General features: G+C 62.2%; 14 protein-coding genes. 12 read left to right on the forward strand and 2 right to left on the reverse strand.

The genetic code is table 11. The annotated features are described in order from the left end of the window. Positions 1-137: 137 nt before the first annotated feature. Complete coding sequence (locus JMN22_RS06045; RefSeq protein ID WP_030140996.1) at positions 138-2,357, reverse strand: primosomal protein N'; 2,220 nt, start codon at positions 2,355-2,357, stop codon at positions 138-140. A 289-nt stretch (positions 2,358-2,646) separates the two neighbouring features. Between JMN22_RS06045 and rpmE the strand changes: the two genes are divergently transcribed. The 3 genes from rpmE to JMN22_RS06060 all read left to right on the forward strand — a co-directional run bounded on the left by rpmE (position 2,647) and on the right by JMN22_RS06060 (position 5,143). Further along, positions 2,647-2,865, forward strand: coding sequence for a 50S ribosomal protein L31 (rpmE, locus tag JMN22_RS06050; RefSeq protein ID WP_030140995.1), 219 nt, complete (start codon positions 2,647-2,649; stop codon positions 2,863-2,865). 41 nt (positions 2,866-2,906) lie between these two features. After that, a complete protein-coding gene (locus JMN22_RS06055) occupies positions 2,907-3,689 on the forward strand; it encodes a thermonuclease family protein (protein ID WP_198797426.1) in 783 nt (260 codons plus the stop codon). A gap of 185 nt (positions 3,690-3,874) precedes the next feature. Then, positions 3,875-5,143 carry a malic enzyme-like NAD(P)-binding protein gene (locus JMN22_RS06060; protein ID WP_030140993.1) on the forward strand — a complete coding sequence of 423 codons (1,269 nt, stop codon included), beginning with the start codon at positions 3,875-3,877 and terminating at the stop codon, positions 5,141-5,143. A gap of 300 nt (positions 5,144-5,443) precedes the next feature. On the opposite strand, the gene JMN22_RS06065 is transcribed toward JMN22_RS06060, so the two are convergent. Further along, entirely contained in the window at positions 5,444-7,888 is a 2,445-nt protein-coding gene (locus JMN22_RS06065) for a PBP1A family penicillin-binding protein (protein WP_198797427.1), read from the reverse strand. Positions 7,889-8,096: 208 nt separating this feature from the next. On the opposite strand from JMN22_RS06065, the gene JMN22_RS06070 reads away from it, so the two are divergent. From JMN22_RS06070 to gltB, 9 genes are all read left to right on the forward strand, one after another. After that, a complete protein-coding gene (locus JMN22_RS06070; RefSeq protein WP_030140991.1) occupies positions 8,097-9,161 on the forward strand; it encodes a pilus assembly protein PilM in 1,065 nt (354 codons plus the stop codon). After that, the gene (locus JMN22_RS06075) at positions 9,161-9,727 is read left to right on the forward strand and encodes a PilN domain-containing protein (RefSeq protein WP_030140990.1); all 567 of its coding nucleotides are present in this window, start codon (positions 9,161-9,163) and stop codon (positions 9,725-9,727) included. The genes JMN22_RS06070 and JMN22_RS06075 overlap by 1 nt, the downstream gene beginning before the upstream one ends. After that, a complete protein-coding gene (pilO, locus tag JMN22_RS06080) occupies positions 9,724-10,347 on the forward strand; it encodes a type 4a pilus biogenesis protein PilO (protein ID WP_030140989.1) in 624 nt (207 codons plus the stop codon). Before JMN22_RS06075 ends, pilO begins: the two co-directional genes overlap by 4 nt. Continuing rightward, the gene (locus JMN22_RS06085) at positions 10,344-10,871 is read left to right on the forward strand and encodes a pilus assembly protein PilP (RefSeq protein WP_030140988.1); all 528 of its coding nucleotides are present in this window, start codon (positions 10,344-10,346) and stop codon (positions 10,869-10,871) included. The genes pilO and JMN22_RS06085 overlap by 4 nt, the downstream gene beginning before the upstream one ends. 13 nt (positions 10,872-10,884) lie before the next feature. After that, the gene (pilQ, locus tag JMN22_RS06090) at positions 10,885-12,957 is read left to right on the forward strand and encodes a type IV pilus secretin PilQ (protein ID WP_198797406.1); all 2,073 of its coding nucleotides are present in this window, start codon (positions 10,885-10,887) and stop codon (positions 12,955-12,957) included. A 4-nt stretch (positions 12,958-12,961) separates the two neighbouring features. Then, positions 12,962-13,480, forward strand: a complete 519-nt coding sequence (gene aroK / locus JMN22_RS06095; RefSeq protein ID WP_033864550.1) for a shikimate kinase AroK — start codon at positions 12,962-12,964, stop codon at positions 13,478-13,480. A gap of 148 nt (positions 13,481-13,628) precedes the next feature. Beyond that, positions 13,629-14,729: a 3-dehydroquinate synthase gene (gene aroB, locus JMN22_RS06100; RefSeq protein ID WP_030140985.1), complete on the forward strand. Its 1,101-nt coding sequence runs from the start codon at positions 13,629-13,631 to the stop codon at positions 14,727-14,729. A 10-nt stretch (positions 14,730-14,739) separates the two neighbouring features. Continuing rightward, entirely contained in the window at positions 14,740-16,317 is a 1,578-nt protein-coding gene (locus JMN22_RS06105; protein ID WP_198797407.1) for an AAA family ATPase, read from the forward strand. Positions 16,318-16,667: 350 nt separating this feature from the next. Further along, positions 16,668-21,116 carry a glutamate synthase large subunit gene (gltB, locus tag JMN22_RS06110; protein ID WP_198797408.1) on the forward strand — a complete coding sequence of 1,483 codons (4,449 nt, stop codon included), beginning with the start codon at positions 16,668-16,670 and terminating at the stop codon, positions 21,114-21,116. Positions 21,117-21,149: the final 33 nt, after the last annotated feature.

Below are 21,149 nucleotides of genomic sequence, written 5' to 3' on the forward strand. Positions count from 1 at the left end.
TGGGTGGCCCGGATGTACGCGATCCCCTGTGGGAGCGAGCTTGCTCGCGATAGCGGTCTGGCATTCAATATTCATGCAAGCTGACCCGCCGCCATCGCGAGCAAGCTCGCTCCCACAAGGGCTAGATTAGCGATCCATTAATACAAATCCACCGGATCCACATCCAGCGACCAGCGCACCGCCCGCCCGCTGGGCATCTGTTCCAGCGCCAGCAGCCATGCACTCAGCAGCCGATGCAACGGCGCCCGGGCATTGGCTTGCAACAGAAGCTGCGCGCGATAACGCCCGGCCCGCCGCTCCATCGGAGCCGGAACCGGGCCCAATAGTTCGATGCCGGTGAGGTTCTGCTCCGCCAGCAGCCGTTCCGCCTCACTGCACGCTTCGTCCAGGAAACCTTCCGCCTGCCCCGGTTTATGAGCCTCGGCGCGCAACAGCGCCAAGTGCGCAAATGGCGGCAACCCGGCGCCACGGCGTTCGCTCAGCGCCTGTTCGGCAAAGGCGAAATAGCCCTGCTCGGTCAGTTGTATCAGCAGCGGATGATCCGCCAGGTGAGTCTGGATGATCACTTTGCCCGGTTCCTCGGCGCGTCCGGCGCGGCCTGCGACCTGGACGATCAGCTGCGCCATGCGCTCGCTGGCCCGGAAATCACCGGAGAACAGCCCGCCGTCGGCATCCAGGATCGACACCAGCGTGACCCGGGGGAAGTGATGCCCCTTGGCGAGCATTTGCGTGCCCACCAGGATGCACGGCTGACCCTTCTGGATGGTGGCGAACAGATTGTTCATCGCATCTTTTCGCGAGGTGCTGTCGCGATCCACGCGTAGCACGGGATAGTCGGGAAACAAGATCCCCAGCCGTTCTTCGGCGCGCTCGGTGCCGGCGCCCACCGGACGCAAGTCCACTTTCCCGCACTGCGGGCAGTTCCTCGGCACGCGTTCGGAGTGCCCGCAATGGTGACAACGCAGCTCGCCGTAACGCTGATGCACGGTCATCCGCGCGTCGCAGCGTTCGCAACCGGACATCCAGCCGCAATCATGGCACAGCAAGGTCGGGGCAAATCCCCGGCGATTGAGAAAGACCAGCACCTGTTGCCCGGCGGCCAGGGTCTGGCCGATGGCTTGCTGCATCGGTCCGGAGATGCCGCTGTCCAGCGGACGACTTTTCACATCCAGGCGCAGGAAGCGTGGCTGCTTGGCGCCGCCGGCCCGTTCGTTGAGGCGCAGCAGGCCGTAGCGACCGGTGTAGGCGTTGTGCAGGCTTTCCAGGGAAGGTGTGGCCGAGCCAAGGACGATGGGAATGTTCTCTTGTCGGGCCCGCACCAGCGCCAGGTCGCGGGCGTGGTAGCGCAGGCCTTCCTGCTGTTTATAGGAACCGTCGTGCTCTTCGTCGATGATGATCAGGCCGGGGTTTTTCATCGGCGTGAACAGCGCCGAGCGGGTGCCGATGATGATATCGGCCTCGCCGTCCCGGGCGGCGAGCCAGGCTTCCAGGCGTTCGCGGTCGTTGACCGCCGAGTGCACCAGGGCGATCCGTGCATTGAAGCGCTGTTCGAAGCGCGCCAGTGTTTGTGGGCCGAGGTTGATTTCCGGAATCAGTACCAGGGCCTGCTTGCCGGCTTCCAGGGTCTGGCGGATCAGCTGCAGGTAGACCTCGGTCTTGCCGCTGCCGGTGACACCCGCCAACAAGAATGCGTGATAGCTGTCGAAACCTGCGCGAATCGCCTCGCAAGCGGCCCGTTGTTCGGCGTTTAGCGGCAGTTCTGGCTGGGCCAGCCAGTGTTCGTGGCGCTCGCCTGGGGCATGGCGGCGAACTTCCACCTGGACCAGGTCCTTGGCCAGCAGCAGGTCGAGGCTGTCCTTGCTGAGCATCAGTTTGCTCAATAACTGGTGGGCCACGCCGTGGGGATGCTGGGCCAAGGTCGCCAGGGCTTCGCGCTGGCGCGGTGCGCGGGCGATACGCGGGTCGTCCAGTGAGGCGCCTGGTGCCACCGACCAGAACCGCTCCTGGCGTGCCTCGGCCGGTTCGCCCTGGCGCAACAGCACAGGCAGGGCCCAACTCAGGGTGTCGCCCAGGCTGTGCTGATAATACTGGGCGGTCCACAGGCACAACTTGAACAGCGACGCCGGCAGCGGCGGCGTGGCATCGAGCAGGGCCAGGGCTGGCTTGAGTTTATCCACCGGCACTTCGCTGTGGTCGGTGACTTCCACCAGGATCCCGATCATTTCCCGCCGGCCGAACGGCACCCGCAGGCGCATGCCCGGCTGCAACTGGGCGCGCAGGACCCCGGCCGGAGCGCGGTAGTCGAACAGGCGGCGCAGGGGCGAGGGCAGGGCGAGGCGCAGGATGGCGTCGGGCACGCGGGGGATCTCGGTAGGCAAACAAGTTCGCAAGGCTGAGCGCTATTCAATGTGGGAGCGAGCTTGCTCGCGATGGCGTCAGTTCTGTCACATTGATGCTGACTGAATCGCCGCTATCGCGAGCAAGCTCGCTCCCACAGGGATTGTGCTTGAGGGCGCGAGCCTAGCAGACGGTTGGTACAAGGCATAGCTTGCGCGAATGACGATGTCTGGTAGAATCCGCGGCCTAATTACGTGCGGTATTCAACAATAGTGTTGGGTGGCGGCACGCTAGCCTGAGGAAAACACCATGAAAACCGATATCCATCCAGACTATCCAGTTGTGGCCGTAACCTGCAGCTGCGGCAACAAGTTCGAAACCCGTTCGACCTACGGCAAAGCCCTGGCGATCGACGTTTGCAACGAATGCCACCCGTTCTACACCGGTAAGCAAAAGACTCTGGATACCGGCGGCCGCGTTCAGAAGTTCGCCGATCGTTTCGGTGCTTTCGGCGCGAAGAAAGCCTAAGGCTGATTATCTTGGAAAGTCGTTCCGGCTATTCCAGGCTAATGAAGAAGGCGTCCCTAGTGGGCGCCTTTTTTGTGCCTGCGATTTGGTTCTGTGGTGCCCAGGCGTCCTGCCCCCTACCGGGCAAGCTGCCTGAAGTGGTGGTGCAGCGGGTGGTGGATGGCGACACGTTGTATCTCCAGGACGGCCGTCGTATCCGCATGATCGGTCTCAACAGCCCGGAGCTGGGCAAGCGCGGGCGTGCTGACGAACCGTTCGCCGTGGCGGCGCACCAGCGACTCGAGGCGCTGGTGGCTGCCAGTGCCGGCCGGGTCAAGGTATCGCCCGGTGAAGATGATCAGGACAACTACGGACGCACGCTCGCCCACGTCTATGACCGTCAGGGCCGCAACCTGGAAGAACAACTGATTGCCGAGGGGCTGGGCTTCCTGGTGGCAGTCGCGCCCAATGTCGATCTGGTCCAGTGCCAACAGGCGGCGGAACGCCAGGCGCGACAGGCCGGGCTCGGTATATGGAAAAAGTCTCCCGTCACGCGAGCGGAGCAAATCGACGCGGCCGGCTTTGCATTGGTCCGCGGTCGTGTAGACAGCGTGCAGCGCAATCGCGGCGGCATCTGGATGGAAATGCAGGGGGCGGTTGTCTTGCACATCGCCCCCGATTTGCAGCGTAACTTTGACGCTTCGATGCTCAAGCGCCTGGAAGGCCGGACAATCGAGGCGCGCGGTTGGGTCGTCGATCGCTCCCGGCGTGGGGCGCCAAAGCCCGGGCAGGCGCGATGGATGCTGCCGGTGACCGATCCGGCGATGTTGCAGGCGCTCCCCTGAGAAAAAAATTGTAGACATTTATGCTGTCGATTGTATGCATCAAGCCCTTGTGTTTCGCTGCTCTTGGCCCAAAGTCGTAGGGCAGGGCGCTTGACAGGAGTGACTGGTCAGTCTTGTAGGGACTTTGCGAGGCGCGTATCCTCGGCGGTCCGTCTGTCCAACACAGTAAAAAGCGGAATGCCCACATGTCTGATCTGAAAACTGCCGCTCTCGAATATCACGCTAATCCTCGTCCGGGTAAGCTGAGTGTCGAGCTCACCAAGGCCACCGCTACTGCCCGCGATCTGTCGCTGGCCTACAGCCCCGGCGTAGCCGAACCAGTCCGCGAAATTGCTCGCGACCCTGAACTGGCCTACAAGTACACCGGCAAGGGCAACCTGGTTGCAGTCATTTCCGATGGCACCGCGATTCTCGGCCTGGGTAACCTCGGCCCACTGGCTTCCAAGCCGGTCATGGAAGGCAAGGGTGTTCTGTTCAAGCGTTTCGCCGGCATCGACGTGTTCGACATCGAAGTCGACTCCGAAAGCCCGCAAGCCTTCATCGACACCGTCAAGCGCATCTCCATCACTTTCGGCGGCATCAACCTGGAAGACATCAAGGCACCAGAGTGCTTCGAGATCGAGCGCGCCCTGATCGAACAGTGCGACATCCCGGTTTTCCACGATGACCAGCACGGTACCGCGATCGTAACCGCGGCCGGCATGATCAACGCCCTGGAAATCGCTGGCAAAACCCTGCCGGAAGCCAAGATCGTCTGCCTGGGCGCCGGCGCTGCGGCCATCTCCTGCATGAAGTTGCTGGTGAGCATGGGCGCCAAGATCGAAAACATCTTCATGGTTGACCGTACCGGCGTGATCCACTCCGGCCGTGACGACCTGAACCAGTACAAGGCCGTGTTCGCCCACGCGACCGACAAGCGCTCCCTGGCGGACGCGCTGGACGGCGCCGACGTGTTCGTTGGCCTGTCGGGCCCGAACCTGCTGAGCGCGGAAAACCTGCTGCGCATGGCGCCGAACCCGATCGTGTTCGCCTGCTCGAACCCTGATCCGGAAATCTCCCCGGAGCTGGCTCACGCTACCCGCAACGACGTGATCATGGCCACCGGCCGTTCGGACTACCCGAACCAGGTCAACAACGTACTGGGCTTCCCGTTCATCTTCCGTGGTGCCCTGGACGTTCGCGCCAAGCGCATCAACGAAGAAATGAAAGTCGCTGCCGCCAACGCCCTGCGTGAACTGGCCAAGCTGCCGGTACCGCAGGAAGTGTGCGACGCCTACGGCGGCATCAAGTTGGAATTCGGTCGTGAGTACATCATCCCGAAACCAATGGACGCCCGCCTGATCACCCTGATCTCCGACGCCGTGGCCAAGGCCGCCATCGAGACGGGTGTTGCAACCCTGCCGTACCCGAAGAACTACCCGCTCAAGAGCGTGGATGACGTGTTCAACGGCTAAGCTGTTGTAGCGCTTCAACAAAAAGCCCCGGCTCGTGTGAGTCGGGGCTTTTTTGTGGCTGGGTTGTATGGGTGGAAACCCTTTGCTGGGCAAGTCGAAAATCTGTGGCGAGGGGATTTATCCCCGCTCGGCTGCGTAGCAGTCGTAATTTGGTTTGCGCGGTTCAACTATTGTTCCGCGCAGTCTGGATTTGGGGCTGCTGCGCAGCCCAGCGGGGATAAATCCCCTCGCCACAGAATCCGCACGGCATAAAAAAGCCCCGCGCTTCTCTCGAAGGCGGGGCTTTTTGGAAGGGGCCGGTCAGAACAGATCGATCGGCGCCGCTTCGTCCGCCGGTAGCGGGCTGCCCGGCGCTACACCGTTGCCCAACTCGTTGACCGAAGGCGGGGTGTCTTCGCTCTTGAACAGTTCGAAGTACGCGCTTGGCGTGCCTGGCGTGGCGGCGCGGCCGCTGACCGGGTCGACCCGCAGGCTGAGGATGCCTTCCGGTTCAGGTTGGGTGTGCGGCGGCTTGTCCTTCAGGGCGGCGCCCATGTAGCTCATCCAGATCGGCAGCGCCACGGTGCCGCCGAACTCGCGGCGACCCAGGCTTTCTGGCTGGTCGAAACCGGTCCAGACGGTGGTCACGTAATCGGCGTTGTAGCCGGAGAACCAGGCGTCCTTGGATTCGTTGGTGGTGCCGGTCTTGCCCGCCAGGTCAGTGCGACCCAACGCCAGGGCGCGGCGGCCGGTGCCGAGCTTGATCACGTCCTGGAGCATGCTGTTGAGGATGTAGGTGGTGCGGCCATCGACAATGCGTTCAGCGACGGCGGGTGCTTGCGGCAGGCCTGGGGCCGTGGTGGCTTCGCCTGGCGTTGCATTGACCGTGAAGGTCTCGGTGGCCGGCGCGGCGACGCCGTCGCTGGCCTGCTCGCCCGTAGGCACTCGCGGCGGGTTGGCGACAAACAGCGTCTCGCCATTGCGGCTTTCGATCTTGTCGATGATGTACGGGGTGATCTTGTATCCGCCGTTGGCGAATGTGCTCCAGCCCGTGGCGATTTCCATCGGCGTCAGGGTCGCGGTGCCCAGGGCCAGGGACAGGTTGCGCGGCAGGTCCTGCTTGTTGAAGCCGAACTTGCTGATGTAGTCGATGGTGCGATCCACGCCCAGGGCCTGCAACAGGCGGATCGACACCAGATTGCGGGACTTGTACAGCGCCTCGCGCAGGCGAATCGGGCCGAGGAAGGTATTGGTGTCGTTTTTCGGCCGCCAGACCTTGTCCAGGTACTCGTCGACAAACACGATCGGCGCATCGTTGACCAGGCTGGCGGCGGTGTAGCCGTTATCCAGCGCAGCACTGTAGACGAACGGCTTGAAGCTCGAGCCCGGCTGGCGCTTGGCCTGCAAGGCGCGGTTGTAATTGCTCTGCTCGAAAGCGAAGCCGCCTACCAGTGAGCGGATCGCGCCGTCCTGAGGGTCGAGGGACACCAGCGCGCCCTGGGCGGCCGGGATCTGGCTGAACTTGAGCGAGTTGTCCGGCTGGCGCTGTACCCGGATCAGGTCGCCGACCTGCGCCACATCCGAAGGCTGGCGAGGATTGGCGCCCATGCTGTTGGTGTTGAGGAACGGACGGGCCCATTTCATGGTGTCCCAGGCCACGTGCTCTTCCGACTCGCCATTGCGCGTCAGTACCTTGATGCCGTCCTTTTCCACCTGGGTGACGATTGCCGGTTCCAGGCTGCTGATGGTGCGCTGCTTGGTCAGCTCCAGGGCCCAGGCCTCCTTGGTCTTGCCTGGCAGGCGCGACTCGGGGCCACGGTAGCCGTGGCGCTGGTCATACGTCATCAAGCCTTCATGCAGTGCAGTGTTGGCCATTTCCTGCAGGTTGCTCGGCACCGTGGTGGTGACGCGGAAACCTTCGGTATAGGCGTCGCTGCCATAGCGCCCGACCATTTCGGCCCGGGCCATCTCGGCGATGTAGGGGGCGTTCACTTCCGGCGTCGGTACGTGATAGCTGGCGTTCAAAGGCTCGTTGATCGCGGCGGTGTAGTCGGCTTCGCTGATCTTGCCGAGCTTGTACATGCGCCCCAGGATCCAGTCGCGACGTTCCTTGCTGCGCGCCGGGTTGGCCAGCGGATTGAAGCGCGACGGTGCCTTGGGCAGGCCGGCGATCATTGCCATCTGCGCCAGGCTCACGTCGCGGATCGACTTGCCGTAATACACCTGCGCTGCGGCCTCGATGCCATAGGCGCGGTTGCCCAGGTAGATCTTGTTCACGTACAGCTCAAGGATCTCGTCCTTGGTCAACTGCCGCTCGATCTGCAGGGCCAGGAGAATCTCGGTGGTCTTGCGCGAAAAGCTGCGTTCGCTGGTCAGGAAGAAATTCTTGGCGACCTGCATGGTGATGGTACTGCCGCCGGACTGGATGTGGCCACTCTTGACCAGCTGGCTGGCGGCGCGCATCAGGCTGCCCGGATCGACGCCATAGTGGTTGGCGAAATTGTCGTCTTCAGCACTTAGTAACGCATTGATGAAATTGGGAGGAATGTCGGCGAACCGGATCGGTGTGCGGCGCATTTCGCCAAATTCGGCGATCAACTTGTTGTCGCTGCTGTACACCCGCAAAGGAATCTGCAACTGAATACTTCTCAGCGCCTCCACGGACGGCAATCCCGGACTAAGGTAAAGAAACGCACCGCTCAGACCCAGGAGCAGTCCGCAGAAAACGGCGACGATGGACCATCCGAAAAATTTCAGCAGACGAATCAAGGCTTTTGGATATCCAGGCAAAGAATGAAAAAGGCGCCAGGTGCAGCGAAGGACCCGTGCCAGCAACAAAGCGAAAAAAAACGCTGGGCATTATAAGCATTTTTTTTCGTCGGGAACGCCATCCGGACGTCCGTCGGACCGGGGGGATTGAACGCAACGCATATTAGAGAGTCCGTAACTCACGGATAGTCATAGGGAATTGGTAGTGCTGCGACTCTTCAATAAAAAAGCCCACGGGCTTTTGGGCATCGACATCAGTTCAACATCGGTCAAGCTGCTCGAGTTGAGCCGCCAGGGCGACCGATACCGCGTCGAGTCCTATGCGGTCGAACCGCTGCCGGCCAACGCAGTGATCGAGAAGAATATCGCCGAGCTCGAAGGGGTGGGCATGGCGTTGTCGCGGGTGCTCGACAAGGCCCGGACGCCCTTGCGCAACGTGGCGGTCGCGGTTGCGGGGTCGGCGGTCATTACCAAGACCATCGAGATGGACGCCGGGTTGTCGGAAGATGACATGGAAAACCAGCTCAAGATCGAGGCCGACCAATACATTCCTTATCCGCTGGATGAGGTGGCGATCGATTTCGAGGTGGTGGGTGCTTCTCCCCGCAGCACCGAACGGGTCGAAGTGCTGCTGGCGGCTTGTCGAAAGGAGAACGTCGAGGTCCGCGAGGCGGCGCTGGGGCTCGCCGGGCTGACGGCTCGCGTGGTCGATGTCGAAGCCTACGCGCTGGAGCGAGCCTTCGGTCTGCTCGCCACGCAACTTGCCGCGTCCCAGGAGCGACTGACCGTGGCGGTCGTCGACATCGGCGCCACCATGACCACGCTCAGCGTGTTGCACAACGGTCGCATCATTTATACCCGTGAGCAGTTGTTCGGGGGGCGTCAGCTTACCGAGGAAATCCAGCGTCGCTATGGCCTGACGCCAGAGCAGGCCGGCCTGGCGAAAAAGCAGGGCGGTTTGCCCGACGATTATCTCGGCGAGGTGCTTCAACCGTTTCGCGAAGCGCTGGTGCAGCAGGTCTCGCGTTCGTTGCAGTTTTTCTTCGCCTCGGGTCAGTACAGCGCGGTGGATCACATCCTGCTGGCGGGAGGCACTGCGTCAGTCGCCGGCCTGGACCGCCTGATCGAGCAGCGCCTGGGCACGCCAACCCAGGTCGCCAACCCGTTTACCAATATGGCCCTGAGTAGCAAGGTCAACGCCGGCGCCCTGGCCAGCGATGCGCCGGCGCTGATGATCGCCTGCGGGTTGGCCCTCAGGAGTTTCGACTGATGGCGCGGATCAACCTTCTTCCCTGGCGCGAGGAGCTGCGCGAGGAGCGGCGCAAACGCTTTCTGCTGGCGTTGGTGGGCGCGCTGGTGGGCGCGGTGGGCTTGACCTTGATTGCAGTCCAGTACCTGAACAGTGAGATCGACTATCAGACCGCGCGCAACGGCCACGTCCGTGATCAGATTGCCATTCTGGATGAGCGCATCCAGCAGATCAGCGAACTGAAGGCCCGTCGACAGCAACTGCTGGAACGCATGCGCATCATCCAGGACTTGCAGGGCAACCGTCCGGTCAGTGCGCGGATTTTCGATCAATTGGCGCGGACCCTGCCGGACGGGGTTTATTTCACCGAAGTGAAAATGGAAGAGGGCATGCTTTCCATCCAGGGCGTCGCAGAGTCCAACAACCGGGTCTCGGACCTGATGCGTAACCTGGACTCGTCAGACCTGTTCGATGCCCCCAGCCTGACGGAGGTCAAGGCTGCCACGGCGGGCCAGCCCGACCAGGCCAGCGTTTTCCAACTGACGGTCCGCCAGACCCGTCCTGTCGACGCGGAGGGTGCCCAATGAAAGCCGGAGAATGGCTGGACGCGCTGCGCAAGATCGATTTCAGTGACCTGGACACCAATAACGTTGGCTCCTGGCCGGCGCCGATCAAGTGGCTGGCCGGAATATTGCTGGTACTGCTGGTGTTGGGGCTGGGCTATAACTTTGCCTTGAGTGACCTGGAAAGCCAGCTGCAGCAGGTGCGCGAGGAGGAAAATACCCTCAAGGCGCAATTTGCCGGCAAGGCCCACATGGCGGCGAACCTGGAACGCTATATCGAACAGATGAAGCAGATGGAAACCTCTTTCGGCGTGCTGCTGCGCCAACTGCCCAGTGACACCGAGGTGCCGGGCCTGTTGGAGGACATCACTCGCACCGGCCTGGGCAGCGGCCTGGAGTTCGAAGAGATCAAGCTGCTGCCGGAGGCCACCCAGCCGTTCTACATCGAATTGCCCATCCAGATCACGGTGACGGGCGGTTACCACGACCTGGCAACGTTCGTCAGCGGCGTCGCGGGGCTGCCCCGCATCGTCACGCTGCATGATTTCGAAATCGCACCCGTGGAGCCCGGCGCGGGGGCGAAGCTGCGCATGAGCATCCAGGCCAAGACCTACCGGTACAACGAGCAGGAGACGCTGCCATGAGGCGGGTCTATTGCGTGGGCCTGCTGGCCGGGCTGCTTGCGCTGGCCGGTTGCAACAGCGACGACGGTTTCAGTGACCTGGATGCCTACATGAACGAAGTACGCCTGCGTCCGCCCGGCAAGATCGAGCCCACGCCGACCTTCAGGCCTGGCGAAACCTTCACCTACAGCGCCGCCAATCTGCGTAGCCCGTTTTCCCCGCAGGTCCGCATGGACCAGGCCGAGCGGCAACAGGGCTCGCGCAATGTCAGGCCTGATCCCAACCGGGCGAAGCAGTACCTGGAGGGCTTCAATATCGAGCAGTTTGAAATGGTCGGCACGATCTCCAACGCCAGTGGCTCGTTTGCGCTCCTGCGGGGTGCGGGCGGGGTGCATCGACTGAAGGTCGGTGACTACCTGGGGCGCAACGATGGGCGGATCGTCGCTATCAGCGCCACCCAGGTCGATGTGGTCGAAATCGTTCCCGATGGCCAAGGCGCCTGGCTGGAGCGACCACGGACCATTACTTTGAAAGAGCATTCATAGTGGAATTCGAACAATGAACAGGATTTTTTCAGCCCTCGGTATTTCGCTATGGATAGCGCTGTTGTCGCCGATGGTTCAAGCGGCCAGCCTGAAGACGCTGGATGTGGCGGCGTTGCCGGGGGATCGTGTCGAGTTGAAGCTTACCTTCGACGGGCCGCCGCCGCCGCCCCGGGGCTATACCACCGAACAGCCGGCCCGTATCGCCTTGGACCTGCCCGGCGTGACCAATCGGTTGGCCAGCAAGAACCATGATCTTGGCGGTGGCAATGCACGCAGTGCCACCGTGGTCGAGGCGGGGGACCGGACCCGGCTGATCATCGGCCTTACGCAACTGGCGCCGTACGACACCCGGATCGAAGGCAACAACCTGTTCGTCGTGGTTGGCAAGGGAGCCGCCCGCCAGGCCGCTGCTCAGGCTCCGCGTCCTGCGGTTGCCAGCGCCGCGCCTGCCAGGGCCGCTGCGCCGGCCGGCAAGGCGATCCGAGGCGTGGACTTTCAGCGCGGAACCCAGGGCGAAGGTAACGTGGTAATCGACTTGTCCGATCCTTCCATTGCCCCGGACATCCAGGAGCGCGAAGGCAAGATCATCCTCAATTTCCCCAGGACCCAATTGCCCGAACCATTGCGGGTACGCCTGGACGTCAAGGACTTCGCCACGCCGGTGCAGTTCGTCAATGCCAGCGCCGGTTCCGACCGCGCCACCATCAGCATCGAACCCAGCGGCACCTTCGATTACTCCACCTACCAGACCGACAACAAGCTGACCGTCAGTGTCCGGCCCATGACGGTCGAAGACCTGCAGAAACGCAACAGCGACCGCGCCGCCTATAGCGGCGAGAAGTTATCGCTGAATTTCCAGGACATCGAAGTGCGCTCGGTGCTGCAACTCATCGCCGACTTCACCAACCTGAACCTGGTGGCCAGCGACACCGTGCAGGGTGGTATCACCTTGCGGCTGCAGAATGTGCCGTGGGACCAGGCGCTGGATCTGGTGCTCAAGACCAAGGGGCTCGACAAGCGCAAGGTGGGCAATGTGCTGCTGGTGGCCCCGGCGGATGAAATTGCCGCACGCGAACGCCAGGAGCTGGAATCCCAGAAACAGATCGCCGATCTGGCACCGCTGCGGCGCGAGCTGTTGCAGGTCAACTATGCCAAGGCGGCCGACATCGCCAAGCTGTTCCAGTCAGTCACCAGTGCCGAGGCGAAGGCGGATGAGCGCGGCACGATCACGGTCGATGAACGCACCAACAACATCATCGCCTACCAGACCCAGGACCGGCTCGACGAGTTGCGCCGGATCGTCGCGCAACTGGACATCCCGGTGCGCCAGGTGATGATCGAGGCGCGGATCGTCGAGGCCAACGTCGATTATGACAAAAGCCTGGGCGTGCGCTGGGGCGGCTCGATACAGAACAAGGGCAACTGGAACTCTTCGGGCGTCACCACGGGGGACTCCACGACCATCGGCACGCCGGGCAGTACCAGTACCAACCAACCATTCGTCGATCTCGGGGCGTCAGGCAATACCTCCGGGATCGGTATCGCGTTCATCACTGACAACGTGCTGCTGGACCTGGAACTGACGGCCATGGAAAAGACCGGCAACGGCGAAATCGTCTCCCAGCCCAAGGTAGTGACTTCCGACAAGGAGACCGCGAAAATCCTCAAGGGCACGGAAATTCCCTATCAGGAAGCCAGCTCCAGCGGCGCCACTTCGGTGTCGTTCAAGGAAGCCTCGTTGTCGCTGGAGGTCACGCCGCAGATCACTCCGGACAACCGGATCATCATGGAGGTCAAGGTCACCAAGGATGAGCCGGATTACCTGAACAAGGTCCAGGATGTACCGCCGATCAAGAAAAACGAAGTCAACGCCAAGGTGCTGGTCAATGACGGCGAGACCATTGTGATTGGCGGCGTTTTCTCAAATACTCAGAGCAAAGTTGTAGATAAGGTGCCATTTCTTGGCGATGTGCCGTATCTTGGCCGCCTTTTCCGGCGTGATGTGGTTTCGGAGAAAAAATCCGAGCTGCTGGTATTTCTCACTCCGCGTATCATGAACAACCAGGCGATTGCTGTGAGTCGTTGATTCTGTGCGAAATTTGATTCTTGTTGGGCCGATGGGGGCTGGAAAAAGCACCATCGGTCGTTTGCTGGCCAAAGAGCTGCGCCTGCCTTTCAAAGATTCCGACAAGGAAATTGAATTGCGCACGGGCGCCAATATCCCATGGATCTTCGATAAGGAAGGCGAGCCCGGTTTCCGGGACCGTGAGCAGGCGATGATCGCCGAGCTGTGCGGTTTCGAGGGCGTGGTGTTGGCCACTGGCGGCGGCGCGGTGATGCGCGAAGCCAATCGTCGGGCGTTGCATGCCGGCGGACGAGTGGTCTACCTGCATGCTTCCGTCGAGCAGCAGGTGGGACGCACTTCACGTGATCGCAACCGGCCGCTGCTGCGTACCGCCGATCCGGCCAAGACCTTGCGCGACCTGCTGGAGCTGCGTGACCCGCTGTATCGGGAAATCGCCGACCTGGTCATCGAAACCGACGAGCGGCCGCCACGGATGGTGGTGCTGGAAATCCTCGATCGCCTGCAACAGCTGCCTCCCCGTTAATGCGTGGCGCGAAATGCGCTATCCTCGGCGTCCCGCCTTGGCTCGTCCGGGGCGTGGCGGATGGCCATTAACTGGCGCCACGGCAGGCACCGTTGACTTTCGTTAATAGCAGGCAGGACGCCTGATTTCATCTTCACTGTGGGGACACATGCAGACACTTAAGGTCGACCTGGGCGAGCGCAGCTACCCGATTCACATTGGCGAAGGCTTGCTGGACCAGCCTGAACTGCTGACACCGCACATCGCCGGGCGGCAAGTCGCGATTATCTCCAACGAAACCGTCGCCCCTTTGTATCTGGAACGCCTGGCTCGCAGCCTGTCGGCCTATTCGGTCATTTCCGTGGTGTTGCCGGACGGCGAGGCCTTCAAGAACTGGGAAACCCTGCAGCTGATTTTCGACGGTCTGCTGACTGCACGGCATGATCGCCGCACCACCGTGGTCGCCCTGGGCGGCGGCGTGATCGGCGACATGGCCGGTTTTGCCGCGGCTTGCTATCAGCGCGGTGTCGATTTCATCCAGATCCCCACCACGTTGCTGTCCCAGGTCGACTCGTCGGTGGGTGGCAAGACCGGCATCAACCATCCGCTGGGCAAGAACATGGTAGGCGCGTTCTACCAGCCCAACGTCGTGTTGATCGACACCGCGACGTTGAAGACTCTGCCAGCCCGTGAATTGTCCGCAGGCTTGGCCGAGGTCATCAAGTACGGTCTGATCTGCGACGAGCCGTTCCTGGGCTGGCTCGAAGAAAATGTCGACCGCTTGCGTGCGCTGGACCAGACCGCCCTGACCTATGCCATCGAGCGCTCCTGTGCAGCCAAGGCTGCCGTGGTGGGTGCCGATGAGCGCGAATCTGGCGTGCGCGCCACGCTCAACCTCGGCCACACCTTCGGCCACGCCATCGAAACCCACATGGGCTATGGCGTCTGGTTGCATGGCGAGGCGGTTGCCGCGGGCACGGTCATGGCCCTGGAAATGTCCGCGCGCCTGGGGTGGATCAGCGAGCAGGAGCGCGATCGTGGGATCCGCCTGTTCCAGCGGGCCGGGCTGCCGGTCGTTCCGCCCGAGGAGATGAGCGAGGCGGATTTCCTTGAACACATGGCAATCGACAAAAAAGTGATCGACGGTCGTCTGCGTCTGGTGCTGCTGCGCCGCATGGGCGAAGCGGTAGTGACCGACGATTATCCGAAAGAGGTTCTACAGGCCACGCTGGGAGCGGATTACCGCGCCCTGGCTCAGCTTAAAGGTTAATAAGATTCCGATGACTAGTTTGCATGCCGACGAGGCTTTCCTCGGCCATTTCCAGTTGAGTCATGACCCTTTTGCTCCGCGGGTCCCAGGCTTCAAATTCTTTCCTGCCCAGCGCAAGCCGGTGTTGGGCCAGCTGCATCACCTTGCGCGCTACAGCCAGTTGCTGTTGGTCGTCACCGGCCCCCAGGGCAGTGGCAAGACGTTGTTGCGCCAGGCCTTGGTGGCCAGTACCAACAAACAGTCCGTGCAAAGCGTGGTGGTATCGGCCCGTGGTGCCGGCGACGCAGCCGGCGTGTTGCGCCAAGTCGCCCAGGCACTGAATGTCGCCCAGGCGGAGATCGGTGCGATCCTCGACCAGATCGTCCAGTTGGCATTGACGGGGCAGGAAGTCTATCTGCTGGTGGACGATGCCGAGCAGCTCGACGAATCAGCCCTGGAAGCCCTGCTGGCCCTGGCTGCCGGTGCACCGGAAGGTCGTCCCCATGTGTTCCTGTTCGGGGAGTCTTCGCTGATCGCCGAACTGGACCAGTTGAACCTTGAGGAAGAGCGCTTCCACGTCATCGAACTGGCGCCCTATACCGAGGAAGAAACCCGTGAATACCTGGCCCAGCGTCTTGAGGGCGCCGGCCGGGGTATCGAACTTTTCACCGCAGATCAGATCTCTGAGATTCACGAAAGCTCTGACGGTTGGCCTGGCAACATCAACCAGGTGGCCCGAGATGCTCTGATCGAAATCATGATCGCCAGCCGCTCAGCGGTGAAGCGTCCAAGTATGGGGTTCAACATGCCGAAGAAACACGTATTGGCGATTTCCGCCGTGGTCGTGGTCGCGGTCGCCGCCGCCTGGCTGATGCCGGGTCGCAACAAGGCGCCCACCACCGGCGCACCTGCCAATGAACAGGCGCAGTTGCCTCTCGGTCAGGGCACGCCGCAACCCAACGGCGGCGCCCCGACGGTGGAGTTTGCAGGTAATACCCAGCCGATGCCGCTGCCGCTGGTCGGCAACTCGCAACCGGTCATGCGCGGTCCCCTGGCTGAAGCGGCAGGCGGAATCACCGAGGGCGACGACGGCGCAGCGCCGCCGATCGACGACAGCAGCGATACTCCGCCAACCGTGACCACCACCTCGCCTCCCTCGGGCGTACCGGCTGGTCCGGCCCCAACGCCAGTACCGACGCCGACCGCCAAGCCGACCCCTGCGCCTACCCAGGTCGCCACCGCCAAGCCTGCTCCGGCCCCAGTTGCCAAACCGGCGCCCGCGCCTGCGACCAAGCCCGCTGCCGCGCCAGCCAAGGCCACGGGCGGTAGCTGGTACGCCGGCCAGGCACCCGGCAACTACGTGGTGCAGATCCTCGGCACCAGCTCCGAAACCGCTGCGCAGAACTTCGTCAAGGAGCAGGGCGGCGAGTACCGTTATTTCAAGAAAGTGCTTAACGGCAAGCCACTTTACGTCATCACTTATGGCAGCTTTGCCAACCGTGACGCAGCCGTTTCCGCCATCAAGGCCTTGCCAGCGAAGGTTCAGGCTGGTAAACCTTGGCCTCGCACTGTCGCCAGCGTCCAACAGGAACTGGCTGCAACTCGCTGATGATTCGGCGGCCTTACCCAGGCCGCCTCTCCCGGCAACCTCAACATTTCCGCAAGGGCGGGCGACCTTTCAGGCCGCGCGCCTTGCGGTGTCTGCGTCACAGTAGCGTTTGAGTCGTAGCGGTCGAACCCAAAAAAGTTTTGACTAGCACAGCATATAGCTTTAAACCTTTCACAAATGCGACATGGATTTGCGACAGTTCGTCGTCAAATTTGTGAGCCTCTGTGTCGGTGTGTACAATGACCTCCCTTTTGCCCCCGCAAAGCCGGCGTACGTTCGGCGCGGAACGCAACTGGTTGAATTGAAAAGAAATTTGCCTCGGTAAGAGGCAGCCTGGTGAGAAAGTGTCTATGAAAGCAGGTCTGTACCAACCAGATGAATTCAAGGATAACTGCGGTTTTGGCCTGATAGCCCATATGCAGGGCGAGCCCAGCCATACCCTTTTGCAAACGGCCATTGAGGCCCTGACCTGCATGACCCACCGTGGTGGGATCAACGCCGACGGCAAGACCGGTGACGGTTGTGGCTTGCTGATTCAAAAGCCGGACGAGTTCCTGCGTGCCATCGCCCAGGAAACGTTTGGCGTGACCCTGCCCAAGCAGTACGCCGTGGGCATGGTGTTTTTCAACCAGGACCCGGTAAAGGCGCAAGCGGCTCGCGAAAACATGAACCGCGAGATCCTGGCCGCCGGCCTGCAGCTTGTCGGCTGGCGCAAAGTGCCGATCGACACCAGCGTCCTTGGCCGCCTGGCCCTTGAGCGCCTGCCGTTGATCGAGCAGGTGTTCATCGCCGGCGAAGGCCTGAGCGACCAGGACATGGCGATCAAGCTGTTCAGCTCCCGTCGTCGTTCGTCCGTGGCCAACGCCGCCGACACCGACCACTACATCTGCAGCTTTTCCCACAAGACCATCATCTATAAAGGCCTGATGATGCCGGCGGACCTCACCGCCTTCTATCCGGACCTGAGCGACGAGCGCCTGAAAACCGCGATCTGCGTGTTCCACCAGCGCTTCTCCACCAACACCCTGCCGAAATGGCCGCTCGCCCAGCCATTCCGCTTCCTCGCCCACAACGGCGAGATCAACACCATCACCGGCAACCGCAACTGGGCCTTGGCCCGTCGCACCAAGTTCGCCAACGATTTGATGCCGGACCTCGAAGAGCTTGGCCCACTGGTCAACCGCGTCGGTTCGGACTCCTCGAGCATGGACAACATGCTCGAGCTGATGGTGACCGGCGGCATCGACCTGTTCCGTGGCGTGCGCATGCTCGTGCCGCCAGCTTGGCAGAACGTCGAGACCATGGACCCGGACCTGCGCGCCTTCTACGAATACAACTCCATGCACATGGAGCCGTGGGACGGCCCGGCCGGTATCGTCATGACCGACGGCCGCTACGCCGTGTGCCTGCTCGACCGTAACGGCCTGCGCCCGGCGCGCTGGGTCACCACCACCAACGGGTTCATCACCCTGGCGTCGGAAATCGGTGTCTGGAACTACCAGCCCCAGGACGTCATCGCCAAGGGCCGCGTAGGTCCGGGCCAGATATTTGCCGTGGACACCGAGACCGGCCAGATCCTCGACACCGACGCCATCGACAACCGCCTCAAGTCCCGTCATCCGTACAAGCAATGGCTGCGCAAGAATGCCCTGCGCATCCAGGCGACCATGGAAGACAACGACCACGGTTCGGCTTTCTACGACGTCGATCAGCTCAAGCAGTACATGAAGATGTACCAGGTGACGTTCGAAGAGCGTGACCAGGTGCTGCGTCCGTTGGGTGAGCAGGGCTACGAAGCGGTCGGCTCCATGGGCGATGACACGCCGATGGCCGTGCTGTCCCAGCGCGTGCGCACGCCGTACGACTATTTCCGCCAGCAGTTCGCCCAGGTGACCAACCCACCGATCGACCCGCTGCGCGAAGCGATCGTGATGTCCCTGGAAATCTGCCTCGGTGCCGAGCGCAACATTTTCCAGGAGTCGCCGGAACACGCTTCGCGGGTGATCCTGAGCTCGCCGGTCATTTCCCCGGCCAAGTGGCGCTCGCTGACCAACCTCGACCGCCCTGGTTTCGAACGTCAGGTCATCGACCTGAACTACGACGAAAACATCGGCCTGGAAGCGGCGATCCGCAACGTCGCCGACCAGGCCGAAGAAGCCGCGCGCGCCGGGCGTACCCAGATTGTCCTGACCGACCGTCATATCGCTCCGGGCAAGCTGCCGATCCACGCCTCGCTGGCCACCGGTGCGGTGCACCATCGCCTGACCGAAAAAGGCCTGCGCTGCGATTCCAACATCTTGGTGGAAACAGCCACCGCACGCGATCCGCATCACTTCGCGGTGCTGATCGGCTTCGGCGCCTCGGCGGTCTATCCGTTCCTGGCCTACGAAGTGCTGGGCGACCTGATCCGTACCGGTGAAGTCCTGGGCGACCTCTACGAGGTGTTCAAGAACTACCGCAAGGGCATCACCAAGGGCCTGCTCAAGATCCTCTCGAAGATGGGCATCTCGACCATCGCCTCGTACCGTGGCGCGCAACTGTTCGAGGCCATCGGCCTGTCCGAAGAAGTCTGCGAACTGAGCTTCCGTGGCGTGCCGAGTCGCATCAAGGGTGCGCGTTTCGTCGACATCGAAGCCGAGCAGAAAGCCCTCGCCGCCGAAGCCTGGAGCCCGCGCAAGCCGATCCAGCAGGGGGGCCTGCTGAAGTTCGTCCACGGTGGCGAATACCATGCCTACAACCCGGACGTGGTCAACACCTTGCAAGCCGCCGTGCAGCAAGGCGACTACAGCAAGTTCAAGGAGTACACCGCGCTGGTGGACAACCGTCCGGTGTCGATGATCCGCGACCTGCTCAGGGTCAAGACCCTCGAAACGCCGCTGGACATCAATGAAGTGGAACCGCTGGAATCGGTGCTCAAGCGCTTCGATTCGGCCGGTATTTCCCTGGGCGCCTTGTCCCCGGAAGCCCACGAAGCCCTGGCCGAAGCCATGAACCGCCTCGGTGCGCGTTCCAACTCTGGCGAAGGCGGCGAAGACCCGGCGCGCTACGGCACCATCAAGAGTTCGAAAATCAAGCAGGTGGCCACCGGTCGCTTCGGTGTGACGCCGGAGTACCTGGTCAACGCCGAAGTGCTGCAGATCAAGGTTGCCCAGGGCGCCAAGCCCGGCGAAGGCGGCCAGCTACCTGGCGGCAAGGTCAACGGCCTGATCGCCAAGCTGCGTTATGCGGTGCCCGGCGTGACCCTGATCTCGCCACCGCCACACCATGACATCTACTCGATCGAAGACTTGTCGCAACTGATCTTCGACCTCAAGCAGGTCAACCCGAAGGCCCTGGTCTCGGTGAAACTGGTGGCGGAAGCCGGCGTCGGCACCATTGCCGCCGGCGTGGCCAAGGCCTATGCCGACCTGATCACCATCTCCGGCTATGACGGCGGCACCGGTGCATCGCCGCTGACTTCGATCAAGTACGCCGGTGCGCCATGGGAATTGGGCTTGGCGGAAACTCACCAGACCCTGCGCGGCAACGACTTGCGCGGCAAGGTCCGGGTGCAGACCGACGGTGGCCTGAAGACCGGCCTGGATGTGATCAAGGCCGCCATCCTCGGCGCCGAGAGCTTCGGCTTCGGCACCGCGCCGATGATCGCCCTGGGCTGCAAATACCTGCGCATCTGCCACCTGAACAACTGCGCCACCGGCGTGGCGACCCAGAACGACAAGCTGCGCAAGGACCACTACATCGGTACCGTCGACATGGTGGTGAATTTCTTCACCTACGTGGCCGAAGAGACCCGTGAGTGGCTGGCGAAGCTGGGCGTGCGCTCGCTGGAAGAGCTGATCGGCCGTACCGATCTGCTGGAAGTGCTCGAAGGCCAGACCGCCAAACAGCAGCACCTGGACCTGACCCCGTTGCTGGGCAGCGATCTGATTCCGGCCGACAAGCCTCAGTTCTGTCATGTCGACCGCAACCCGCCGTTCGACAAGGGTGAGCTGGCCGAGAAAATGGTCGACATGGCCGCTGCGGCGATCAACGACCTGAGCGGTGCCGAATTCGAGCTGGATATCTGCAACTGCGACCGCTCCATCGGTGCGCGGATCTCCGGCGAAATCGCCCGTAAGCACGGCAACCAGGGCATGGCCCATGCACCGGTCACCTTCCGCTTCAAGGGCACGGCCGGGCAGAGCTTTGGCGTATGGAACGCCGGCGGCCTGAACATGTATCTGGAAGGCGATGCCAACGACTACGTGGGCAAGGGCATGACCGGCGGCAAGCTGGTCATCGTTCCGCCCAAGGGCAGCCTCTATAGGACCCAGGACAGTGCAATCATCGGCAACACCTGCCTCTACGGCGCCACGGGCGGCAAGTTGTTCGCCGCCGGCACCGCGGGCGAGCGTTTCGCCGTGCGCAACTCCGGCGCCCACACGGTCGTGGAAGGCACCGGCGATCACTGCTGCGAGTACATGACCGGTGGTTTCGTCTGCGTACTGGGCAAGACCGGTTATAACTTCGGCTCTGGCATGACAGGCGGTTTCGCCTACGTGCTCGACCAGGACAACACCTTCGTTGACCGGGTCAACCACGAACTGGTGGAAATCCAGCGGATCAGCGGCGAGGCGATGGAAGCCTACCGCAGCCACCTGCAACGCGTGCTGAACGAGTACGTCGAGGAAACCGACAGCGAGTGGGGTCGTGAACTCGCCGAGAACCTCGATGACTATGTGCGTCGTTTCTGGCTGGTCAAGCCCAAGGCTGCCAACCTGAAGTCGTTGCTTTCCAGCACTCGTGCCAACCCGCAGTGATATGCGCCTGAAGAGTTTGATGAGGTTTTAACA

The organism is Pseudomonas sp. HB05, assembly GCF_016756915.1.
Lineage (GTDB): Bacteria > Pseudomonadota > Gammaproteobacteria > Pseudomonadales > Pseudomonadaceae > Aquipseudomonas > Aquipseudomonas alvandae.